This window comes from Hymenobacter lapidiphilus, from assembly GCF_013377885.1.
Lineage (GTDB): Bacteria > Bacteroidota > Bacteroidia > Cytophagales > Hymenobacteraceae > Hymenobacter > Hymenobacter lapidiphilus.
The window spans coordinates 1-22,566 of sequence record NZ_JABKAU010000031.1; the positions used below are offsets into that span (position 1 = coordinate 1).

General features: G+C 62.4%; 14 protein-coding genes. 10 read left to right on the plus strand and 4 right to left on the minus strand.

Annotation, left to right across the window (positions count from 1 at the left end):
- The first annotated feature begins 331 nt into the window (after positions 1-331).
- The 7 genes from HW554_RS14895 to HW554_RS14925 all read left to right on the plus strand — a co-directional run bounded on the left by HW554_RS14895 (position 332) and on the right by HW554_RS14925 (position 10,404).
- Entirely contained in the window at positions 332-1,669 is a 1,338-nt protein-coding gene (locus tag HW554_RS14895) for a TolC family protein (protein ID WP_176909370.1), read from the plus strand.
- A 218-nt stretch (positions 1,670-1,887) separates the two neighbouring features.
- The gene (locus tag HW554_RS14900; RefSeq protein ID WP_176909371.1) at positions 1,888-3,063 is read left to right on the plus strand and encodes an efflux RND transporter periplasmic adaptor subunit; all 1,176 of its coding nucleotides are present in this window, start codon (positions 1,888-1,890) and stop codon (positions 3,061-3,063) included.
- Between the two features lie 168 nt (positions 3,064-3,231).
- Positions 3,232-6,336, plus strand: a complete 3,105-nt coding sequence (locus HW554_RS14905; RefSeq protein ID WP_176909372.1) for an efflux RND transporter permease subunit — start codon at positions 3,232-3,234, stop codon at positions 6,334-6,336.
- 295 nt (positions 6,337-6,631) lie between these two features.
- Positions 6,632-7,225: an RNA polymerase sigma factor gene (locus tag HW554_RS14910; RefSeq protein WP_176909373.1), complete on the plus strand. Its 594-nt coding sequence runs from the start codon at positions 6,632-6,634 to the stop codon at positions 7,223-7,225.
- Entirely contained in the window at positions 7,206-8,075 is an 870-nt protein-coding gene (locus HW554_RS14915) for a hypothetical protein (protein WP_176909374.1), read from the plus strand. Before HW554_RS14910 ends, HW554_RS14915 begins: the two co-directional genes overlap by 20 nt.
- A gap of 107 nt (positions 8,076-8,182) precedes the next feature.
- Entirely contained in the window at positions 8,183-9,340 is a 1,158-nt protein-coding gene (locus HW554_RS14920) for an outer membrane beta-barrel protein (RefSeq protein ID WP_176909375.1), read from the plus strand.
- 188 nt (positions 9,341-9,528) lie between these two features.
- Complete coding sequence (locus HW554_RS14925) at positions 9,529-10,404, plus strand: WG repeat-containing protein (protein WP_176909376.1); 876 nt, start codon at positions 9,529-9,531, stop codon at positions 10,402-10,404.
- Between the two features lie 73 nt (positions 10,405-10,477).
- On the opposite strand, the gene HW554_RS14930 is transcribed toward HW554_RS14925, so the two are convergent.
- On the minus strand, positions 10,478-11,224 hold the full coding sequence (locus tag HW554_RS14930; protein WP_176909377.1) for a TrmH family RNA methyltransferase: 747 nt from the start codon (positions 11,222-11,224) through the stop codon (positions 10,478-10,480).
- Positions 11,225-11,244: 20 nt separating this feature from the next.
- On the opposite strand from HW554_RS14930, the gene tamL reads away from it, so the two are divergent.
- Positions 11,245-13,860, plus strand: coding sequence for a translocation and assembly module lipoprotein TamL (gene tamL, locus HW554_RS14935; RefSeq protein WP_176909378.1), 2,616 nt, complete (start codon positions 11,245-11,247; stop codon positions 13,858-13,860).
- Between the two features lie 369 nt (positions 13,861-14,229).
- On the plus strand, positions 14,230-17,550 hold the full coding sequence (locus HW554_RS14940) for a T9SS type A sorting domain-containing protein (RefSeq protein WP_176909379.1): 3,321 nt from the start codon (positions 14,230-14,232) through the stop codon (positions 17,548-17,550).
- Between the two features lie 142 nt (positions 17,551-17,692).
- Here HW554_RS14940 and HW554_RS14945 read toward each other — a convergent pair whose 3' ends face one another.
- Positions 17,693-19,870, minus strand: a complete 2,178-nt coding sequence (locus HW554_RS14945) for an alpha-ketoacid dehydrogenase subunit alpha/beta (protein WP_176909380.1) — start codon at positions 19,868-19,870, stop codon at positions 17,693-17,695.
- Between the two features lie 178 nt (positions 19,871-20,048).
- On the opposite strand from HW554_RS14945, the gene HW554_RS14950 reads away from it, so the two are divergent.
- Positions 20,049-20,573 carry a GNAT family N-acetyltransferase gene (locus HW554_RS14950; RefSeq protein ID WP_176909381.1) on the plus strand — a complete coding sequence of 175 codons (525 nt, stop codon included), beginning with the start codon at positions 20,049-20,051 and terminating at the stop codon, positions 20,571-20,573.
- A 49-nt stretch (positions 20,574-20,622) separates the two neighbouring features.
- On the opposite strand, the gene HW554_RS14955 is transcribed toward HW554_RS14950, so the two are convergent.
- Both HW554_RS14955 and HW554_RS14960 read right to left on the minus strand, forming a co-directional pair.
- Positions 20,623-21,219, minus strand: coding sequence for a hypothetical protein (locus HW554_RS14955; protein ID WP_176909382.1), 597 nt, complete (start codon positions 21,217-21,219; stop codon positions 20,623-20,625).
- A gap of 91 nt (positions 21,220-21,310) precedes the next feature.
- Entirely contained in the window at positions 21,311-22,435 is a 1,125-nt protein-coding gene (locus tag HW554_RS14960; protein WP_218134737.1) for an MBL fold metallo-hydrolase, read from the minus strand.
- Between the last annotated feature and the right edge of the window lie 131 nt (positions 22,436-22,566).

Here is a 22,566-nt window from a genome sequence, read left to right on the forward strand (position 1 = left end):
AAGCTGCTTGGACTAGGCAGGAACGATGTAGGGGCGGGGCTTGCCCCCGCCCGCCGTTAGCACGACGCATTGAACGGCTGTCTGAGGCCCCACAAAGCCCGTTGCAACGGCGGGCGGGGAAAAGCCCCGCCCCTACACCGTTCTCCGCGACTTGGGCAACTACAGTATAACTTCAGAATTGGGCCGGAGCTTTGGCGGATGACACCCGCCAGTCAGGGGCCGCAGTGGCTCCCAGTAGCGCGGGTGGCTCCCGCTTCCTTAATGTGGCAGCGCACCGTTAGCGCCGTTGCTGTGCCTTATTTGCCCTACTGTGCCGGAAACTCCCGTCTGTTTGCTTACTTCTTTGCTCCGCGCCCGGCGGGCCGTTGTGTGGCTGCTGGCTTTGCCGCTGCTGCTTGCCGGCTGCGTGAGCACCCAATCAACCTACACCCGCGAGCAGGTAAGCCAGCGCCTGCGGGCCCGCAGCGGCTACGAGTTGAGCGCCGCCCGCACCGCCAGCGCCCCGGCCCCCGCGCTGCCCAACCTGCAGGACGGCCTGAGCGAGGATGAAACCGTGACCCTGGCCCTCACCCGCAACCCCGCCTTCCAGGCCGACCTGAGCACCCTCGCCCTGGCCCAGGCCGATTTGCAGGACGCCGGCCTGCTCGCCAACCCCGTCCTCTCCGGCGTGACGGCCTTCGGTACTTCGCCGGTTTCTCTGGCCCTCAGCTTCGCATCCGACCTGCTCTGGCAGCGCCCCGGCCGGGTGGGCGCCGCCCAGCTCGAAACCCAGCGCGTGGCCGAAAGCCTGGTGAGCCGCGGCCTGCTGGTGAGCCGCGACGCCCAGGTTTCCTACACCGATATAGTTCTGGCCGATGAGCGGCTGCGCATCGCCCGCGAAGGCATCACGATGCGGGCCGAAGTGGCGCGCATCGTGCGGGCCCGCTACCGGGTAGGTGAAGCCAGCGAACTGGAAACCGTGGCCCCCAGCGCCGACTCGCTCCGCGCCGTCGACGACTTCTACCGCGCCCGCCGCGACGCCCAGGTGGCCCGCCTGCGCCTGCTGGCCACCCTGGGCCTGGACTCGGTGAATGCCGATTCGCTACGCTTTACGGCCCCGCCCGCTGCGGCTACGGCCGTACCACCGCTGCGCACACTGCTTGATTCGGCCTACGCCGCCCGGCCCGATTTGTGGGCCGCCCGCATCGGGATTGAGGGCATCGGCAAGCGGCTGAAGTGGGAACGGAGCCGGGTATTTTCGTTTGTGCTTTCGCTGAATGCCCGCCTCAACGACCCCAAGCCGGTGAGCCTGGCCCCCGGCGCGGCCATCGGGCTGCCCATCTTCAACCGCAACCAGGGCCGCATCTCGCGGGTGAAAGCCGAGCTGGAACAGGCCTCGTGGCAATACCTGGCGTTGCGCCAAACCGTGAACCTCGACGTGCGCGAAGCCTACGCCCAGTTCGAGCAGGCTACCCAGAGCGTGGCGCTGTGGGAAAACAGCTACCTGCCCACCCTCACCGACGCCCTGCGCCGCTCCACCAACGCCTTCATCAACGGCGACTTCCCCTACGTGCAAGTGGCCGAAACCACCCGCCAACTCCTCGACGCCCAACAGCGCGCCGCCGACGCCCGCGCCGACCAGCGCCGCGCCGTGGCCCGGCTGCGCTACGCCGTGGGCGGCCGCTTCTAATTGAAGACTTAACAATCCAGCACAAAACAGCCCGTCATGCTGAGCGAAGGCGCAGCCGCAGTCGAAGCATCTCTACCGCTTCGGCTGGCACCCCTCTCTTTTGGAGAGGGGTCGGGGGTGAGGCGCTCACGGCCCCAACGAAGCGGTAGAGATGCTTCGGCAAGCTCAGCATGACAGTCTAATACTTCGCAACTATGTCCATTCCTAGTCTCATACCATTGTCTCGCCTCCTCCCGCTGGTCGGCATACTCAGTTTGGCCGCCTGCGGCAAAGACGAGAAGCCCAAGGCCATCGTCGCTTCCGAAGTGGCCAACCCGGTTAAGGAATCGGAGTTGACCACCGTGACCATCACCGCCGACGCGGAAAAGCGCCTGGGCATTAAAACCGTGGCCATCAAAACCGACAACGTGCAGGCCACGCGGGAAGTGGGCGGCGAGATTCAGGCCGTGCCGGGCCGGGCCGTGACCGTTGTGGCACCCGTGCAGGGCACCTTACGCGGCGGGGCCAGCATCACGGCCGGCCAGCGCGTGCGCGAGGGCCAGACGCTGTATAGCCTCGTGCCGCTGCCCGCCGAGCGCGACCTGCTCACCCTCAACCAGGGCACGGCCCAGGCCCGCACCCAGCTCCAGGTAGCCCAGGCCCGCCTGAGCCGCGCCGAGGAGCTGCTGGCTGACCGCGCCGGCAGCGTGCGGGCCCGCGACGACGCCCGCGCCGACGTGGCCCTGGCCCAACGCGGCTTGGCCGACGCCCGCGCCCGCCAAGCCTCGGCCAACGGCAACGCCGGCGTGGGGCAGGCCCTGCCCATCAAGGCTCCCCTCAGCGGTGTAGTGCAACGCGTCACCGTCACCGATGGCTCGGTGGTGACGCCCAACATGGTGCTGGTGGAGCTGGCCGCGCTCAACAAAGTGTGGGTGCGGGTGCCCCTGTTCGTGGGCGATTTGCGCCGCTTGGGCAAGGGCCAGACGGTAACCGTGCGCCCCCTCGATGGCGGGGCCCCGCGCCAGGGACGGCCAGTGGAAGCGCCCCTGCTCGGGGCCACCGCCGGCACGGGCACGGCCGATGTGTTCTACGAAATTGATAACGCCGACGAAGCTTTCCGCCCCGGCGAGCGGGTGGCCGTGGACGTGACGCTGGGCGGCAACAACCTGGCAACCGCCGGCGCCGCCACAACGGAAGCCCTCACCATTCCGGCCGCCGCGTTGCTCTACGACGCCACGGGCGGGCAGTGGGTGTACGTGCGCACCGCACCCCGGCAATACACCCGCCAGCGCGTGGAAGTGCAGCGGGCCGTGGGCGACCAAATCGTCATCTCGCGGGGCGTAAAAGCCGGCGCGGAAGTCGTGACTGACGGTGCGGCGGAGCTATTCGGCACCGAGTTCGGCGGCAGCCATTAAAGGAGAGTAGACACTCAAAAACCAGAAAAGAACGTCATGCTGAGCTTGTCTAAGCATCTCTACCGCTTCGTTGCAATCAACAGAATTTACCACTGCGGTAGAGATGCTTCGGCTGCGCCTCCGCTCAGCATGACGTGCTACTAGAAACTAGACTTTAAACACTATCGAATGAAGTGGATAATTGAATCAGCATTGCGGCTGCGGCTGGTGGTCGTCATCCTGTTTGGGGTGATGCTGGTAGCGGGCCTGCAGGTGGTGCGCAACACGCCCCTCGACGTATTTCCGGAGTTTGCGCCGCCTTACGTGGAGGTGCAGACCGAAGCGCCCGGCCTGAGCACGGCCGAGGTGGAAGCCCTTATCAGCGTGCCCCTGGAAAACGCGCTGAACGGCACACCCGACGTGAAGAAAATCCGTTCCAAATCGGTGCTGGGCCTCTCGTCGGTGGTGCTGTACTTTCCGCAGGGCATTGACATTAATAACGCCCGGCAGGCGGTGCAGGAGCGGCTGGCGCGGGTGGCGCCCACGCTGCCCGGCGTGGCCCGGCCGCCAGTGATGCTCTCGCCGCTGTCCTCCACGAGCCGGGTGCTGAAAATCGGCATCACCTCCGATAGCCTCACGCAGGTGGAAATGACCACGCTGGCCCGCTGGAGCATCCGGCCGCGCCTGATGGCCGTGCCCGGCGTGGCCAACGTGGCCATCTGGGGCCAGCGCGACCGGCAGCTGCAGGTGCTGGTGAATCCCGAGCAGCTGCGCACGCTGGGCCTCACGCTGGCCGAGGTGGAAAAGGCCGCGGCCGACGCCACCACGCTGGCCGGCGGCGGCTTCATCGACTCGCCCAACCAGCGCCTGGCCGTGTCGCAGAGCGCCGCCATCCAAAGTGCCGCCGATTTGGCGCAGATGCCCGTGACCTTCCGCAACGGCGTGAGCCTGAAGCTGGGCGAGGTGGCGCAGGTGGTGGAGGGCTTCCCCGCCCCCATCGGCGACGCCGTTATCAACGACGTGCCCGGCCTGCTGCTCATCGTGGAAAAGCAGCCGGGCGCCAACACCCTGGAGGTAACCCGCCAAGTAGAAGCGGCCCTGGAGGCCATGCGGCCGGGTTTGAAAGGGCTGGAAATCGACTCGACCATCTTCCGCCCCGCGACGTTTATTGAAATGTCGCTGAGCAACCTGAACAAGTCGCTGCTCATTGGCTGTGTGCTGGTGGTGCTGGTGCTGCTATTCTTTATGTATGAGTGGCGCACGGCCCTCATTAGTGCCCTGGCGCTGCCCACGTCGCTGATTGCGGCGGCGCTGGCGCTGCGCTACTCCGGCAAAACCATTGATACGATGGTGCTGGCCGGCCTCATTATCGCGCTGGGCGAAGTGGTGGACGACGCCATTATCGACGTGGAAAACATCATGCGGCGGCTGCGGCTGAACAAGGTCGCGGGCTCGCCCAAAACGGCGTTTGCGGTGGTGTACGAGGCTAGCATGGAGGTGCGCTCGGCCGTGATTTACGGCTCGGTTATCGTGGCGCTGGTGCTGCTACCCATCTTTTTGCTGCCGGGCTTGTCGGGGGCTTTTTTCCAGCCGCTGGCCTTTGCCTACGTGCTGGCCATTCTGGCCTCGCTGTTTGTGGCCCTTACCCTTACGCCCGCACTGGCTTTGATTCTGCTGCCTAAAGCGGCTGAAAAGGAATTCAAAGACGCGCCGGTAGTGGCCTGGCTGAAGCGGCACTACGCCCGCCTGCTGCCCAGCCTGCTGGCCCGCCCCAAGCGCGTGGCCTGGTCGCTGACCGGCATAGCGGTGGTTTCCATGCTCACGCTGCCATTTTTTGGCCAGGAATTCCTGCCCAACTTCAAGGAATACGACTTTCTGATGCACTGGGTGGAGAAGCCCGGCACATCCTTGCAGGCCATGTCGCGCATCACCATCCGGGCCAGCAAGGAGCTGCGCGCCATTCCGGGCGTGCGCAACTTCGGGGCGCACATTGGCCGGGCCGAGGTGGCCGACGAAGTGGTGGGCCCGAACTTCACGGAGCTTTGGATTTCTGTGGACCCCAAAGTGGATTACGAGGCCACAGTAGCCAAAATCCAGACCGTGGTGGACGGCTACCCCGGCCTCTACCGCGACCTGCTGACCTACCTGCGCGAGCGAATCAAGGAGGTGCTCACCGGCACCTCGGCCACTATCGTGGTGCGCATTTTCGGCCCCGACCTTGACCAGCTTTACACCAAAGCCAAGGAAGTGGGCAGTAAGCTGGAAGGCGTGGAGGGCGTGGTGGACCTGAAAGTGCAGCAGCAAACCCTGGTGCCCCAGATTCAGGTGAAGATTAAGCCCGAGGCAGCGGCGCGTTTCGGCCTGAGTCCGGGCACCGTGCTGCAGGCCATCAGCACGCTGGTGAAGGGCCGCAAGGTGGGCGAAATCTACCAGGAGCAGAAGATTTTCGACGTGGCCGTATGGGGCCAGCCGGCCGTACGCTCCGACTTTGGGGCCGTACGCGAGCTGCTCATCGGCCTGCCCGGCGGCGGGGCCGTGCCGCTCAAGGAAGTGGCCGACGTGCGCATTGTGCCCACGCCCAACGAAATCACCCGCGAAGCCTCCTCCCGCCGCATCGACGTGACGCTGAACGTGCGCGGCCGCGACCTGGGCTCGGTGGCCCGCGACGTGCAGGCGCAGGTCGACGGCGTGGCTTTTAGTGCCGGCTACCACCCCGAAATTCTGGGCGAGTACGCCGAGCGGCAGGCTTCGCAGAACCGCATGGCGCTGCTGGTGCTGCTCTCGCTGGTGGGTATCTTTCTGGTGCTCTACACCGATTTCGGCACCGTGCGGCTGGCCACGCTGGGCATCCTGAGCTTGTTTTTTGCCGTGTCGGGCTGTTTGCTGGCGGCGTTTCTCACGGGCGGGGTGCTGTCGCTGGGCTCCATCGTGGGCTTTATTACGGTGCTGGGCGTGGCGGCCCGCAACAGCATCATGCTGGTTAGCCACTACCAGCACCTGGAGCGCGAGGAGGGCATGCCCTTCAGCAAGGAACTCATCATTCGCGGCTCGCTGGAGCGGGTTTCACCCATCATTATGACGGCCCTGACCTCGGTGCTGGCGCTGCTGCCCATCATCCTGGCTGGCAACGAGCCGGGCTCGGAAATCGAGCACCCCATGTCGGTGGTGATTCTGGGCGGCGTGGTCACGTCCACGGTGCTCAACCTGCTGGGTATGCCGGCGTTGTACTGGGCTTTTGGGCGCAGGAAGGGTGCTGAGGCCGATTCGGTGAACCTATCGGAAAGCGTGGCCTAACGCCGGATATACTCGGGAGAAGAAAGGTGAAGCCGTTGAACGGGCCCGGTGCCGATGTTCAGCGGCTTTTGCTTTTAGAACAGCCGTAGCGTAAAGCTCCAGCTTCGCGTGTCGTTGCTGACTGTCGTAATACACGGTTTCGTTCAGCGGTACGCGAAGCTGGAGCCTCGCGCTACGGCCGTTCTGCAGCTTTAATTTTTTACTTCCCGTCAGGCAACCCTTGCGTGCTACCTTGCATCTGCCGCTCCAAACGAACTGCTTCTGACCTGAAATTTACGCCGCTGCCGCTGTCATCATGACGGAAACCGAACTCATTACCGCCTGCCGCCAAGGCAGTAGCCGGGCTCAGAAACAGCTCTACGAGCAGTTTTCGGGCCTGATGCTGTCGGTGTGCCTGCGTTACCTGCGCAGGCGCGAGGATGCCGAGGAGGCCCTGATTGTGGGGTTTACCAAGGTGTTCCGGGCTCTCGACCAGTACCGGCACGAGGGCTCGTTCGAGGGCTGGATTCGGCGCATCGTCGTCAACGAGGCCCTCGGGATGCTGCGCCGCAAGGAGCCGCTGCACATGGCTATCGACGATCTGACCTACGACGTGCCAGCCGTGGCCGCCACGGCCGAAAGCCAGCTCAGCGCCGACGACATGCTGGCGCTGCTGGCGGGGTTGCCGGCCGGCTACCGCACCGTTTTCAACCTGTATGCCCTGGAGGGCTACTCCCACCCCGAAATCGGCGAGCTGCTCGGTATTTCGGAAGGCACCAGCAAGTCGCAGCTCAGTAAGGCCCGGGGTATGCTTCAGCGCCGCCTCGCGGTGGCCAACATGCAGGCCCGCCCCGCCGCCCCTACTACCACCTCCTCACCGAAAGAACTGTATGCAACCGGAAGATATTGATAAGCTGTTTCGCGAGCGGCTGGCGGGCCACACTCCCACCCCGCCCGCCTTCGTATGGACCAAAATTGAGGCCGAAATTCAGCCCGCCAAGCGCCGCCGCCCCGCCATGTGGCTGGCGGCGGCTTCGGTGGCGTTGCTTATGTTGCTGGGCGCTGCCGGCTGGCTGCTCACTGGTGGCTCGGGCCCCGCAGCCCGGCCCGAGCTGGCTGCTACCACGCCCGCCCGCGTACAGGCCGCCAGCACAGATGCCGCTGCAGGCCCTGGCGCGAAAAATAATTCGGCTGACGAACAGGCACTTCTGGCTGCCGCTGAAATAAATAATGCGGCCCGGGCAACGGCTGAAGCCACGTCCCCATCTGGCCCCTCAGAAGCAACCGCCACCGTTATGGTCTCCGGGCCGGCCGCCTTAGTGGCCACTACGGTTCGCGCTGCGGCAAGCCGGCCCGGGGGTGTACAACCCGGCCTGGCCGCCGACCGCCGGCCCCCGACCAGTTCGGCGACGGTTGCTTCGGGACTGCCGGCAAACGAGCCGGCCCCGGCAACGGCCCTGGCCGCCACCGCGCCCAACCTGCCCGAACCTACGTTGGCCCCGGCGCTGAAACGGCCCGCCGCCCTATCCACTGCCACGGTAGCCCTCACCGTCCCGATTGAAGTGGAAGTCCGGCCCGCTTATGAAGCTCCGGAGCCACCGCAACCCGCCCGCCGCCGTGGCGTGCTGGCCGTGCTCCGGCAGGTGCGCAACGTGGTGAAAGGGGAACCGGTGAGCCTGACCGCCGCCGGCCTGCCCGAAACAGTAACCGTGCAGGCCCGCCTGGGCAGCCGCACCCTTACTAAAACCATTCAATTGTAGTGCTTAGAGCTTAGTCGGCAGTGCTTAGAGGACGTCGTCCCAAGCGTTCCGACAACCAATAACTAAGCACTACCGACTAAGCTCCAAGCTCTAAAATCAACTCTCTCATGAAACGCCTCTTCCTGCTTCCGCTCCTGACGATGTTGCTGGCCCTGGTTTCGACCACCGGTACGGCCCGCGCCCTGCCTGCTTTGAACGACGACACCATTGTGGTGCGCCTGCCCAACCAGGCCACGATGACACTGTACGTAAAAGACCGGGCCCAGCTGCGCGAGTTGCGCAACTACAAGCTCGATTCGTTGATGCTGCTGCTCGATACTTACATTGCCCAAGCCGAGAAGGCCAGCAAAAGCGCTACCTCCGAGCAGGTGACAATGGAGTTCTACCCCGCCAAAGACCAGCCTGGCAAGCGGGTGCCCGAACAGATCCGCATCACGATGCACAACGACCAAAACCCTGGCCAGCCTGCCAGAAAGGGCGAGCGGGTAGACGTGAGCGTGGGCCGGGTGTTCGGCGTGACGGTGGAGGAAAACAGCGCCGGCGGCGACGACCGGGTATCGGTACGGGTAGGCTCGTCGGCCAAATCCGACTCGATCCGGACGGCCGAGCGCAAGGCCAAGGCCGAGGAACGGGCCAACCGCGCCGTGAGCTCCAGCTTCACTATCGACCTGGGCCTGAATGCACTGACAGACAAGCAGCAGGATATGAGCGGCACCTCCCTGGACCTGCGTCCCTGGGGCTCGCGCTACATCAGCTTCAACTGGCTCTACGATATTAGAATAGGTGCCAAGGGCTCGCCGCTGTACCTGCGCACCGGCCCCGAGCTGGCTTTCAACAACTACATGCTCGATAACAACCGGCGTTTTGTAAACCAGAACGGCGCAACGACCCTGGAGCTGCCCACCGAAGCCGGGCGCAACTATGAGAAGAGCAAGCTGGCCGTTTCCACCATCAATCTGCCACTGATGGTAGCCCTTAGCTTCCGCGACGACAAGGGCCGCGACTCATTCCGCATGGGAGCCGGCGGTTTCGTGGGCTACCGCCTGGGCTCGCACACCAAGCTCAAGTACGAGGAAGACGGCAACACCAAAAAGGATAAGGACCGCGGCAGCTACAACCTCGAAGACTTCCAGTATGGTCTGCAGGGCACTATCGGCGTCCGCGGTATCGACTTGTTCGCCAAATATAACCTCAACAACCTCTTCCAGAACAACCGCGGCCCCCAGGCCCAGACGATCAGCTTCGGATTTACGCTGTTGAACTAACTGTTTACAACACAGATACGCTAACTAGAACAAGTAGCCCGGCGGCAGAGAAGCTGAAATGCTCTTTTGCCGCCGGGCTACTTGTTTCGCTGAACTGTCGTGTGGAAAACCCGCGGGCTTGACTCTGACTTTCCCATCAACTTGCGCGGGCGATGCGTTTTGAAAACACTTTATACCGATGCAAAATCATGAAATACAGCCTCGTTATTTTTCTCGTATTCCTCACCGCTGTCGGCGGCTACGCTCAGCGCCTAGTACCTTTTAAGAGCGACTCAACCTGGGGGTACAAGGATGAGGCGGACACCATACGGATTGCGCCTCAGTTTCAATACGCCGCACGATTCATTGGCGGTAGCGCGGTAGTGGCCAAAGGCGGGAAACTAGGTGCTATAGGCACAGATGGCCGCCTGCTTGTACCTTGTAAATATGAGTATTTACAGCCCTTGGACACCACGGAATACCTATTTGGTTTCAGAGCCAAATACTACGGCGAACACTTTATGGGAGTGTTATCTAACGCCAATAATATTAAAATACCTGCTGAGTATAACGGCATAAATAAACAGAACAATTCTTACATAGTGTCAATAAATAAAGATAGCATCATTGGCGAATCATCAATTGGTGATATTCGCTCAATGAAGAGTCTCTACGGACTGTTTAATATAAACGGAAAATTATTATTGCCCTGTAAATATAACTACATCCGGTGGCATAATGACAGTTTACTGGTGTTAACTAAGGGTGATAAAAATGCTCTTTTCGATAAGAACGGAGAACAGTTATCGGGTTTTGACTATATGGTATTCGGTAACTTTATTGAGGGAGTAGCAAAAGCCAGAATTGGCAATAAATATGGCTTCATCTACCCAAACGGTAAGCTGGTTGTTCCGGTTATCTTTGATTCCTGCGCAAACTTTGCTAACGGCTATGCCCTAGTTGGAAATAATAAAAAATGGGGAGCAATCAACAAGCAAGGCAGTATTGTAGTCAAGCTCCAGTATACCTATGAAATGGCAAATGCCAAAGTGAAAAAGCTACCAAAAGTCAGGCAGCTCAAGTAACTATATCAGGCTTTTGCACCTCAAATATGTTTATCAAGATGCAAAAGAGCACACCGTTCACGAAACTCCTGCACTAAGCATTCCGGTAAAAATTATCCAGCAGTATAGCGGCTGATACGGCCACGTTGAGGCTTTCGGCCTGGCCACGGCCGGGGATGTGCAGGCGCTGGGTGAGGCAGGCTTCAACGGGCGGTGTGAGGCCGTGGCTTTCGGAGCCCATGATGAGCACGCCGCTGGGTTGCAGCGTAAGGCGGTGGACGTTGTCGCCGTGCAGGTCGGCGCCATACACGGGCAGGCCGGCGGGCAGCGTGGCCAGCCAGGTGGGCAGGTCGCGCTGCCAGATGGGCACGCGGGCGAACGAGCCCATGGTGGCGACTACCGTTTTAGGAGCCCAGGGGTCGGCGCAGGTTTCGGAGCACACTACCCCGGCCAGCCCGTACCAGTCGGCCAGCCGGATGAGCGTGCCCACGTTGCCGGGGTCGCGCACGTCGTCGAGGGCCAGCAGCAGCTGGTTGGGGGCCGGCTGCAGGGGTGTTTCGGCGGGCAGGCGGGCCACTGCCAGGGCCGTGTTGTTGGTGCTCAGGGAGCTAAGGCGGGTCAGCTCGTCGGCCGAAACCAGGTCGAGCGGAACCCCGGCGGGTAGCTCGGCAGCAATTTTATCAGCAAATTCGGGCGTCGTTATCAGCCGTTCGATCAGAATCCCGGAACTTAGCAGCTCGCGCACGCTCTTGCCGCCTTCTACCAGGAAAGCATCGTGGCGGGTGCGGTACTTCTTCAGGTGCAGCGCGTGCACGTATTTCGCTACTGCTTTTGAAACCATTGGCACTTTCTGAGGCCCTGTTGGGGCGAAATTTAAAACGATTTGAACTGCCCCGGCTGCGGCGGCTGGCCCTAGCGGGCCTGCTGCTGGCTGGCGGCGGGCTGGTGGGCTGTTCGCCGCTGCGGCTGCTGGAGCCCGGCCAGCGGCTGCTGAGCGACGTCAACATCCGGGGGACCGATAAGGCCGACGCCGAACGGCTGGCGGCCCTGGTGCAGCAGCAGCCCAACAGCAGCTTTCCGCTGCCAAAGGTAACCATCTACCAGTTTGGCCGCTCGTTTTATAACCCCGAGCGCATTGCCGGGAAGCTGGCCGATACCCGGGCCGACTACGCCCGCCAGATTGCTGAAGCTGCCACCGACTCGGCCCAGGTGGGCAAGCTGCTGCGCCGGCGCGAGCAGAAGGAGCGCCGCTACCGGCTGGCCCTCGACAAGGGCAACGCCGTTATGCGCCTGGGCGAGCCGCCGGTAGTTTACGATTCGTCGCTCACGGCGGCCTCGGTGCAGCAGCTGGGCATCTACCTGAAGTCGAAAGGCTTTTTCCGCAGCTCCGTTACGGTTTCCGACACCGTGCCCTCGCGCCGGTTTACGCCGCTGCGGCTGCTGGCGCTGCAGCCGCCCTACTCCACCGACTCGCAGCGCGTAACGGTTACCTACACCATTAACGAAGGGCCCGTTTTTCATTATTCGCGGCTCGATGATGAGGTGGCCGACTCGGCCGTGGCCCAGCGGGTGCGCACGGCCCGGCCCCAGAGCCTGCTACGCGAGGGCGACCAGTACGACGAGGAGGTGATTGGGGCTGAGCGCGCCCGGCTGGAAACGCTGCTCAAAAACCAGGGCTACTACGATTTCCGGCAGCAGTACATCACCTTCGAGGCCGACACCAGCTTCCGGCCTACCACCGTGCGCCTGCGCACGCTCGTAGATGCCCCACCCCGCGGGCAGCATCGGCGCTACACGCTGCGCCACGTCGATTTCATCAGCGACGCGGGTCTCGTGCGCTTTGGCCAGAACCGCGATACGCTCGTGCGCGACTCGGTTAACTACCTGGCCTATCGCCACCGCATCAGTCCGCGGGCCCTCGACCGTAAGCTGGCGCTGCGGCCCAACGAGCCGTACAGCCTTACCAAAACCCAGCGTACCCAGCGTCAGCTTGGCAGCCTGGATATGTTCCGCTTCACGACCATTACCTACCGGCGAGTGCGAGGTGCGGAAGCTCCGGCCGACTCGACCCAAGGCCTGCTCGATGCCACCATTAGTGCAGCGCCGGCCAAGCGTTTTCAGGAAACCGTGGAGTTTGGCGGCACCTACGTGGCCCGGGAAGTGGGGCCATTCGGTAATGTGCGCCTGAAAATCCGTAATGTATTTGGCGGGGCCGAAATCCTGGAATTCGGGGTGCGGGCCGGCTTCGAAGGGCAGTACGACATAACAGGCACCCAAAGCAGCGACACTCAGGAAAAGCTGCGCTCCGAGCTGACGACCCAGCTGGGGGGCAACGTGAACCTGGTGCTGCCGCGGTTTCTGGTGCCCTGGCGGGTGGGGCCGCGGCTGGGCGAGTTCAACCCGCGCACCCGCATCAATGCCTCCTATACCTACGTCGACCGGCCCGACTACACGCGCACCAATGCCGAGGCAACCTTCGACTACATCTGGCAGCGCTCGGCCTTCCACCAATACGTGCTCACGCCCATCGACCTGAGCATTATCCGCACGGCCAGCATCAGCGACACGTTCCAGACGACTTTGCAGAACCTGCTTATCCGGCAGGGCTCCCCCCTGTTCCGCAGTTTCGATAACCTGCTCATTCCCAGCCTCAACGTTACCTCCCTCTACAACTCCAACGATTTCAACGAGACCCGCGACGCGCGCTACCTGCGCCTGTTTGCCGAGGTAGGCGGCCTCGGGCGGGGGTTGTTTCAGCAGCAGCCGCTGCTTACCGATACGCGCAACCTGCGCCAGAGCGACCTCAAAATCTACGATTTCACCAAGTTTACGGCCGACTACCGCCGCTACTACAAGCTCACCTCCGACTCGTATCTGGTGTACCGGCTGGCCGGTGGAGCGGTGGCAGCCCTGAGCAAGACTCAGCTGACGACTATTGACCGCGACGGCAGCCAGAATACCAGCACCTCGTTTCTGATACCCTACGACAAGTACCTGTTTGCGGGCGGCAGCTCCAGTGTGCGGGCCTGGAAGCCGCGCCGGTTGGGCGCGGGCTCGTTCACGCAATATAAGTTCGACCCTGATGACCCGACCCAACCGCTGATTGTGGATGGCCAGCGGGTGCGCGACTTCAACCTAGAGCAACCCGGCGAGTTGCTGCTCGAAGGCAATATTGAGTACCGCTTTCCGCTCTATAACTTCATAAAAGGCGCCGTATTTACCGATTTTGGCAACGTCTGGACCCTGCGCCCCGACCCGAGGCCGGGGGCGCAGTTCCGCTTCAACAAGTTCTATCAGCAGTTCGCAGTGGGCTCGGGCTTCGGTTTCCGCTTCGATCTGAGCTTCCTGATTATGCGCCTCGACATTGCCACCAAGGTGTACGACCCCAGTGCCCCCGGTAATAAGTGGGCTATCCGCAACTTCAGCTTCCGCGAAGACCAGACCGCCTTCAACCTGGGCATCGGGTATCCATTTTAATTTTCTGCCCCATCTGACATCCGCTTTGCAGAAAAGCCCCGCTTGGCGGGGCTTTTTCTATTTATATTATTTTTTTAATACTTATTAAATACAAAAATATTTATAATTCAGTCTGTTTTCCCAGCCCACTATTCCATACGCCAACGAGCAAAAAATAACTTACACCCGGCACTTATTAGTTTTTATCGACTGAATCAGTACATTTGGCGGTCATACTTTGCCTTTCGTCGAGTTTAGCTACACGGGTTTAGTACTATTTATAGCCCGCCTGCAGCCTGCTCGTTGCCCCGGCTTCGGCCTGTTGTTCCAGAACTGCCCATTTAGGCAGCATTCCGGAATATCCCCCTGCCTCCTTTCCATTTCTTGCTGATGAAACAACCATTACTCCGCTTGGCGGCTGGCTTACTGCTGTGCCTGCCTACCAGCCTGGTGCGGGCCGAGGGCTCGAAGCAGCTGACGCCCAACTCCAACCCAACAGTGGCCCTGACCAATGTGGCCAATACCCGGGCCGGCTACCTGACCCACGATTTCAACAATATCGTATCCGGCCAGTACCAGTCGCAGGGTTTTTTGAAGCCCGCCACCTGGAGCGGCGGTACCGGCCGCCCCTTCAGCACCGACTACCGGCTGCAGGTGCGCCTAAAGCCCGGCGAAACCCTGTTTTATGGGGTACACCGGATTGCGAGCGAGAATGGCAGTGGCAACCAGAACAACCTAATTCTGACCCTCAAATACGACGATAACGGAACCGAAGCGCAGGCTGCCACCAACACTTTGCCCTTTAGCACGGCCACCGGCAACACCCGCCGCTCGTTGCTAGCCCCCGGGGCAGGCGTGATTAACGACGCGGCCCAGGCCCAGGCGGGGCCGGCCGTGGCGGGCACAGCGTCGGCCACTACGGGCTACACACCCCTTACCTACACTAATAACACGACTGTGGCGCGGGATTTCTGGGTGGAGTTCACACAAACCGGCGAGGAATCCATGAGCCAGACCCAGAAAATCTCGCAGTATGACTTCTGGGATTTCACGGTACGCTCCAACGATGGCGCTTCGGGCCAGGAAATACCGGGCCGGCTGCACAGCAAGTTCTGGTCCTTTACCACGGCGGGCTTCAATAACCGCCTGTCGGCCACCTTTAGCTTGTATCCGCTGGTGCCCAGCGTGCGCCAGCCGGGCCGCTACTACGTGAAAGAGGTGGAGCTGGCTGGCATGAACCCCTATGCCTTCTATTTCGTGAGCAACGCTAACGGGACCAGCCGCACCGGCACTTTCGCCGACGCACGCAAAAGCCAGACCAGCGAGCAGACCTACCCCGAGTACGACAATTTCGTCAACGACCCCGACCCGCTCATTTGGCCTAGTGCTCCGCTGCCTGTATTCAGCCGCACGGTGCAGCCCTTTTGCAACCCCATTTCCGGCCGGGGGTCGGCTGCTTTCACTACTCTCAGCGAAGAAGCCGGATCTACGTCAGTACTCATCGACATCAACAACAACGGCGTACAGGATGGTAGCGACGTAATCATTGAGCAGACCGTTGCGGCCAATGTACCAGCCACCGTGTTCTGGAACGGCCTCAACAGCGCGGGCAATCCTGTGCCCGCCGGCACCACCCTGCGCCTGACTTTCGTCAGCAACGGGGCCCCAGTTAACTTTCCGCTCTTTGATGTGGAGGGCAATACCGACGGCCTGCGGGTGCAGAACGTGCGGCCTTCGCAGGGTGATAACCGCTTCTTCGACCGCCTGTACTGGGACGACCGTAACCTGCCTACGACTCGGTTCTCTGCTACCCCCAACACCATCGACGGCAGCAATTTTCGCGCCGATGGCGTTATCTCGACGCCGGGTGTACACCGCTGGACGGGCACGAATACAGGCCAGGGCGGCGACAACTACACAGTGAACACGTGGACTTACGGCTTTATTTCGGCCGCTGCCGAGCAGGTATACACCTTCGATTTCAACTGTGACTTCGACGGTGACGGCATTGCCGATAATATCGACATTGATGACGACAACGACGGGATTCTGGACGTAGTTGAAACGTTCGGCCTCAACCCCCAGACCCAGACGGCCAATGGGGTGGCCGTAACGAACGGCGGCGACGGCGTACTCATATATCTAGATGCCGCTTATCAGCACCCGGTACTAGGTGCTTTCCGCGACGTGAATGCCGATGGCATCAACGATATTTTCGATATCGACCGAGACGGGCTGCCCAACCACCTCGACCTGGATGCCGATGGCGACGGGCTACCCGATGCCTTTGAGGCCGGCGGCAACCGCAATCCTTCCGAAACTTTCGCCCAGAACGGGAAAACCAGCGCCTACAACCCGGCGCAAGCCCGGTTTATGGTCGCCGCCAACTCCACTACCGCTTCCAGCGTGGGCACCAACGGCCTGCCCGATGCCATCAAAGCTGTTATCACGTACAACTCCAACGGCAGCGTGGCTACAGAAAACGGCGTGAGCAAGTACACGCTCGGCGACAACGACGCCGACTCCCGGACTGCCAACTCCCAAACGGTCAGCAACTACAACTTCCTCGACCTCGACTCGGACAACGACGGCATCAGCGACGAAATTGAGGCGCAGACGACCAGCACCTACTACGCCCGTAAGGAGCAGGCAAATTTCACCGCCGATGCCAACCGCAATGGCCTCCGCGACGCTTACGAAGGGGCCGGAGCCATTACAACGGTGGTAAACACCGATAATGTAGGGGCGGCGGATATGTTCGACCGCGACTCGGACGGCGACAACGCGGGTAAAAGCGGCCGGCCAATTGCCGAGCAAACCGCCGATTGGACCGAGGGCTTCGATACGAACGGCAACGGCTTTGCCGGCGACGAGCTGGTGGCCAAGGCCAGGGCTTTTGCGCTGGCCAACCCCGCCAAAGCCAGCTACTATGTCCTGGGCAGCCCCAACGCAGTGCTCAACTCGGTTTTTCTGCAGGACCGTGATGGTAACGGCACCCCCAATTTCCTGCAAATCGGCGACGCTACCTACCACGACGACAACTTCAACGGCCTCGTCGACCTCTACGATCCGGCCTATGGCGGCGCGCCCTCCACGGTCCCGCTCGTGGGCGCGGCTGGCAGCGAAGCCATCTTCCGCACCACAACCAAAGCCGTTCCGCTGCCTGTTACGCTGATCGAGTTTGCGGCGCAGGCTGTGGGCCGCGACGCGCTGGTGAGTTGGACGACGGCCCAGGAGGTGAACAGCGCCAGCTTCGTGGTGGAGCGCTCGAGTGATGGCAGCAGTTTCGTGCCGGTGGCCACCCTGCCGGCCCGCGGCACCAGCACCCAGCACATCGACTACCGCATCACCGACAAGAATGCCGGTGCGCAAGCCGGTCTACGCTACTACCGCCTGCTTCAGGTTGACCTCGACGGTACGGTAGCCCGCTCGGACGTGAAAACGGTGCGCTTCGATAGCCAGGGCAGTACCACGGCAGTACGCCTGTTCCCCAATCCCACCAGTGCCCATGTCACCCTCGACCTGGAGGCGCTGCCTACCGGCCCTTACCGCGTAGAGGTACTGAGCGCGGAAGGCCGTAAAGTGGCCGAATGGTCGGCCAACGGCGGCCAGCAGCAGGTACTGCCGACCCAGCAACTGGCGAAAGGCGTGTATCTGCTCCGCATTGGTGGCCACAACACCACGCAGGTGCTGAAGCTGGTGAAAAACTAAGCTTAGCACTTGGCCATCAGTGCTTCGTGTTTAGAAAAAGGCCCGTCATCCTGTTGCAGGATGACGGGCCTTTTCGTTGGCTGATGATGCCAGAAGTTAGAAACTGATGCCGTTGGGCTTCATGAACCGGCCCCTCTCCGACCTAGTACCCCAGCAGCTCGGCCAGGGCAGTGGCTACTTTGTCGGGGTTGGGCAGCATCTGCTTTTCCAGCTCCACGTTGAGGGCAATGGCGGGTAGATTGGCGGCTCCGAGGGTGAACACGGGTGCGTCGAGCTGGCGGAAGCAGTGGCGCTGGATGCGGCCGGCCAGGCTCTCGGCAAAGGAGTTCATCAGCGGCTCCTCGGTAAGCACCAAGGCTTTGCCGTGGCGGCGCACGGCCGCCTGCACGGCGTCCCAGTCGAGGGGGTTGAGCGTGCGCAGGTCCAGGATTTCGACCTGGCCAGGGAACTGCCGGCTGGCCGTGCGGGCCCAGTGCACGCCCATGCCGTAGGTGATGACCACGCAAGTTTCACCGTTTTCGAGCTTCTGCGCGTCGGCGGCCTGGAAGATGTTGGCCTTGCCCAGGGGAATAACGTAGCCGGCGGCGGGCTCCACGGTTTTGGCTTCCTCGGTGCCGGGCACCTTGCTCCAATACAAGCCCTTGTGCTCCAGCAGCACCACGGGATTGGGGTCGAGGAAGGCGGCGCGGAGCAGGCCCTTCATGTCGGCGGCATTGCTGGGGTACACCACCTTAATGCCCCGGATGGTGAGCAGCGTGCTTTCGATGGAGCCCGAATGGTAGGGCCCGCCCCCGCCGTAGGCCCCAATGGGCACCCGAATCAGGCTTTGCACCGGAAACTGCCCGTTGCTCAGGTAGCACGACTTGCTGAGCTCTTCCACCAGCTGGTTGAGGCCGGGCCAGATGTAGTCGGCAAACTGGATTTCGACGATGGGTTTGGCCCCCACGGCGCTCATGCCGGCCGTGCTGCCAATAATGTAGGCCTCCTGAATAGGCGTGTTGAACACCCGGGCGTCGCCGTACTTTTTGGCCAGCAGGGCCGCCTCGCGGAATACGCCACCCAGCTCGCCGCCCACATCCTGGCCGTAGAACAGGGCCTCGGGAAACTCGCGCAGAATGTCATCCACGGCGTGCAGGGCGGCATCTACCATCAGGGCCTTTTCGGCGCCGACGGGGGCCCGCTCGCCGGTTTCCTCGGTTACGGCCGGCGGGGCAAACTCGTGGTCGGCAAAGGTGGCCGGGTCGGGGTTGGGGGCGGCCAGGGCGCGCTCGTAGTCGGCCTGTACGGTGGCGCGGGCTTCGTCGGCCAGCTGCTGCAGCTCGGTTTCGGCAAAGCTCAGGGCCAGCATTTGCTCGTGGAAGCGCGGCAGCGGGTCGTTCAGGGTGTGTTGGGCAAGGTCGTCGCCGCGGTACCACTCGCGGCGCACACCGCTGGTGTGGTGGCCCAGCAGCGGGCATTTGGCGTGCACCAGCACCGGGCCGCGGCGCTGCCGCACGTAGTCGGCCGCTTCCTGCATGGTGGTGTAGCTGGCCAGGAAATCGGCCCCGTCGGTCTGCAAACGGTGCAGGCCTTTAAAGCCGGCGGCAAACTCGTAGGCGGTCATCGTGCGCATCTCGCGGCCGGTAGCCGAAATGCCCCAGTCATTATCCTGCACCAGAAAAATGATGGGCAGCTGGTGCAGCACGGCCATCTGCAGGGCCTCGCTCACCTCGCCTTCGGTCATGGCCCCGTCGCCAATCGAGCAAATCACCAGGGGTTTATCACTATGCTCACCAGCCGGCACCGAGCTATACAAACCGGGCGCGGGCTGGCCGCTTTCGGAGGAGTCGCGGGGATCAGCCTGCAGCAGGCCCACGTTCTGGCTTTCCAGGTACTTGATGCCCTGAGCCACGCCGGTGGCCGGAATAGCCTGCATGCCGGTGGCCGAACTCTGGTGCGGAATAGTGGGGAAGCCAGCCCGGCGCAGCGAAGGGTGCGAGTAGTACGTGCGGCCACCCGAAAACGGGTCGTCGCGCTTGGCCATGAGCTGGAGCATGAGCTCGTAGGGCTGCAGGCCGATGCCGAGCAGCATCGAATCGTCGCGGTAGTAGGGCGCGGTGTAGTCGTGGGGGCCGAGGCAGGCGGCGGCGGCCAGCTGAATGGCCTCGTGGCCGCGGGCCGTGGCGTGCACGTATTTGGCCGTTACGGCCTTGTTTTCCTCGTAGAGGCGGGCCAGCTCGTCGCCGGTGCGCATGAGACGGTAGGCGCGGCGCAGCAGTTCGGGCGAGGCCTGGTGGGCAGTCAAATCGATTTCCGGGGCGGGAACGGTTTCGAAGGTCATGGGCGGGGGTTGGGTATTGGGGCAAAGTTACGAAAGGCGCGGTGGAGCAGGCGGCGGTGGAAGCCGGCCGATGGTGGTGCTGTGGGCTTCATCTGGTCTGCTTGTTCCGCCGGCCTGTTTACTTTCGTACCTGCGCCCTCCCCGCCACATCAGCTACTCCGTCCTCTGCCCGCCGCTCATGCTCCGCTTCTCCCCCGCCACTGCCGCCGACCTGCCGGCCCTCAACCGCCTCGTCAACCGCGCCTACCGGGGCGAAACCTCGGCGCAGGGCTGGACCACCGAAGCCGCCCTGCTCGCCGGCCAGCGCACCGACGAAGCCGACCTGCGCGACCAGCTCGAAAAACCCAACGCGCAGTTTCTGTTGGCCCGGCGCGCTACCGACGATGAGCTGGTGGGCAGCGTGTTTCTAGAGCAGCAGGGCGCCGAGCTGTACCTGGGCATGCTTTCCGTCGAGCCCACGCTGCAGGCCGGCGGCATCGGCCGGCAGCTGGTGCAGGCCGCCGAAAGCCACGCCCGCACCCTGGGCTGCACCGCCGTACGCATGACCGTTATTTCCGTCCGCCACGAGCTGCTGGCCTGGTACGAGCGCCTGGGCTACCGGCGCACCCCCGAAACCGTCGCCTTCCCTACTGATACCCGCTTCGGCGTGCCGCTACAAGCCGCGCCGCTGGTGCTGCAAGTGCTGCGGAAGAAGTTGGGGTAGGCTTGTCGGAGCGCAAGCGCAGGGTAGCGCGCGCCCCAAACAGCCAGGGCTATTGTTTCTGAAGCTCGATTTTCACTATGCCCCGGTTGAGCCCACGCCAAATCATGGCCTGCTCGCCGGCCAGCATTTCCAACGTGAAACTGTCGCTGGTAAGCCCAATATTTTGCAGGTACTCTCGGTCTGTATCGGGCGGGTAAGACCCTGGGGCCAAATTGAGCTGGAGCGCAAAAAAAGCCTGGGGCCCCTGGCCATTCACCACGCGGGTGGGCGAAGCCAGCGCCGTAAACCGAACCGGGTATTGCCTTCCCCGAAACAGCAAGTCGCCCTCGAAATCCGGGTACTGCGGGTTTGGCAGGCTGGAGGATGGGACTGCGGCGGGCCGGATGGTGAGCATCGCGAAATTCTGCAGTACGGTGTCGCGCCGGATACCTGCGCCCACCTGAAATATTCTGTTTTCGGACGATGCCTGTACCCGAAGCTGGCGCAGCTGCCAAGTACCCAGCAACTGCGGACTCAGCCGGATCATCAGCTCCCGGCTAACCTGGTCGTAATCAGGTTTAGGGTCTACACCATTCCTGTCGTTGCTGCATTGGCCGAACAGCAATCCGGCGGCTAGTAGTACAAGGCTTACGCCGAAATTTCTCATAGGAGTTGATAATTAAGCCACCCGAAAAGCAGCACCCGCAGTGGCCCTGCACCTTTTGCGGCTCAAATATCCACTAAAAACGCTATTGCCCTTACTCCCACCAGCGCGCCTGGGGCAGCGGGCGGCCGTCGAACGTAACGGGCTGGCCCAGTTTGGGTGTGGTAATGGGCTGGCCCAGGCGAGTGGCTTCCGCCGTAGCCCGCTTTACCGGCTCGTCCCAGGGGTGGTTGGCCTCGGTGAAAGCGCCCCAATGCACGGGCAGCATCACGGCGGCGCGTACGTCGCGGGCGGCCTGCACGCTCTGCTCGGGCAGCATATGAATGTCGGCCCAGTGCGGGTCGTACTGCCCGCATTCCAGCAGGCCCACATCGAAGGGGCCGTGACGGCGGCCAACGGCGGCGAAGTGCGGGCCGTAGCCCCCGTCGCCACTGTAAAAGGCGCGGCGGCTGGCCGATTTCACTACCCAGCTACTCCAGGAAGTAGCGTTCCGGTTAGTGAGCCCGCGGCCCGAAAAGTGCCGTGCCGGGGTGCTGATGATGGTCAGGCCCGCCACCTGCACCGAGTCGTTCCAGTCCAGCTCGCGGATGCGGGCCGTATCGACGCCCCAGGCCCGCAGGTGGGCGGCAATGCCCAGCGGCACCACAAACAGCCGGGTTTTGAGCCGCAGCTGCCGAATGGTTTCGTAGTCGAGGTGGTCGTAGTGGTCGTGGGAGATAAGCACAGCCGTGATGGGCGGTAGCTGCGCGGCGAAAATGGGCACCCGGGGGTTGTAGCGCTTGGGCGTAACCCAGCTCAGCGGCCCCATATCCTGGCCCAGCATGGGGTCGAGCAGGATGTTCTGCCCTCCTATTTCGAGCAAGCTGGCCGAGTGACCGAACCACGTTACGCGCAGCAGTTCAGGGGTTTTGCGCGCTATGCTCAGCGAATCGAGCAGCTGCATGGGCAGCGGGCCGGTCGGATTTTTGCCGGGCGTTTTCCTGAACACGAACTCCCACATCACCTCGGCCATGCTGCTGCCGGTCATCAGCTCCGTCGGAATCTGGTTCTGGAATTCGCCCTTTACATAGTGGCCGCTATGGCAGTAGCGCACCTTTTCGGCCTTGGTGGGCGTGCCGCCGAACTGCGGACTCAGGCCGGCAAAGGCGGCCCCGGCCAGCAGCAACAACCCCATAAAACCGACGACCAGCCAGCCAAGGTGTTTCGTTTTTTTACGCATACGGGGTCGCACCACAGATAGGTAAGCTGTTTAGAAAGTCGAAAGAACGTCCTGCTTCATCTGGCGTCCGCTTGCCGAAGATGGCGTTCTGATTACTTACAGGCACTTTCTAGTAGCTTCAGAAACGAAAA

Coding starts and splice junctions, on each gene's coding strand:
- HW554_RS14930 (WP_176909377.1), bottom strand. CDS start 11,224: ATGGTTTCAAAAGCAGTAGCGAAATACGTGCACGCGCTGCACCTGAAG.
- HW554_RS14915 (WP_176909374.1), top strand. CDS start 7,206: ATGCAACCGGAAGATATTGATAAGCTGTTTCGCGAGCGGCTGGCGGGC.
- HW554_RS14950 (WP_176909381.1), top strand. CDS start 20,049: ATGCTCCGCTTCTCCCCCGCCACTGCCGCCGACCTGCCGGCCCTCAAC.
- HW554_RS14920 (WP_176909375.1), top strand. CDS start 8,183: ATGAAACGCCTCTTCCTGCTTCCGCTCCTGACGATGTTGCTGGCCCTG.
- HW554_RS14960 (WP_218134737.1), bottom strand. CDS start 22,435: ATGCGTAAAAAAACGAAACACCTTGGCTGGCTGGTCGTCGGTTTTATG.
- HW554_RS14910 (WP_176909373.1), top strand. CDS start 6,632: ATGACGGAAACCGAACTCATTACCGCCTGCCGCCAAGGCAGTAGCCGG.
- HW554_RS14945 (WP_176909380.1), bottom strand. CDS start 19,870: ATGACCTTCGAAACCGTTCCCGCCCCGGAAATCGATTTGACTGCCCAC.
- HW554_RS14940 (WP_176909379.1), top strand. CDS start 14,230: ATGAAACAACCATTACTCCGCTTGGCGGCTGGCTTACTGCTGTGCCTG.
- HW554_RS14905 (WP_176909372.1), top strand. CDS start 3,232: ATGAAGTGGATAATTGAATCAGCATTGCGGCTGCGGCTGGTGGTCGTC.
- HW554_RS14955 (WP_176909382.1), bottom strand. CDS start 21,219: ATGAGAAATTTCGGCGTAAGCCTTGTACTACTAGCCGCCGGATTGCTG.
- HW554_RS14925 (WP_176909376.1), top strand. CDS start 9,529: ATGAAATACAGCCTCGTTATTTTTCTCGTATTCCTCACCGCTGTCGGC.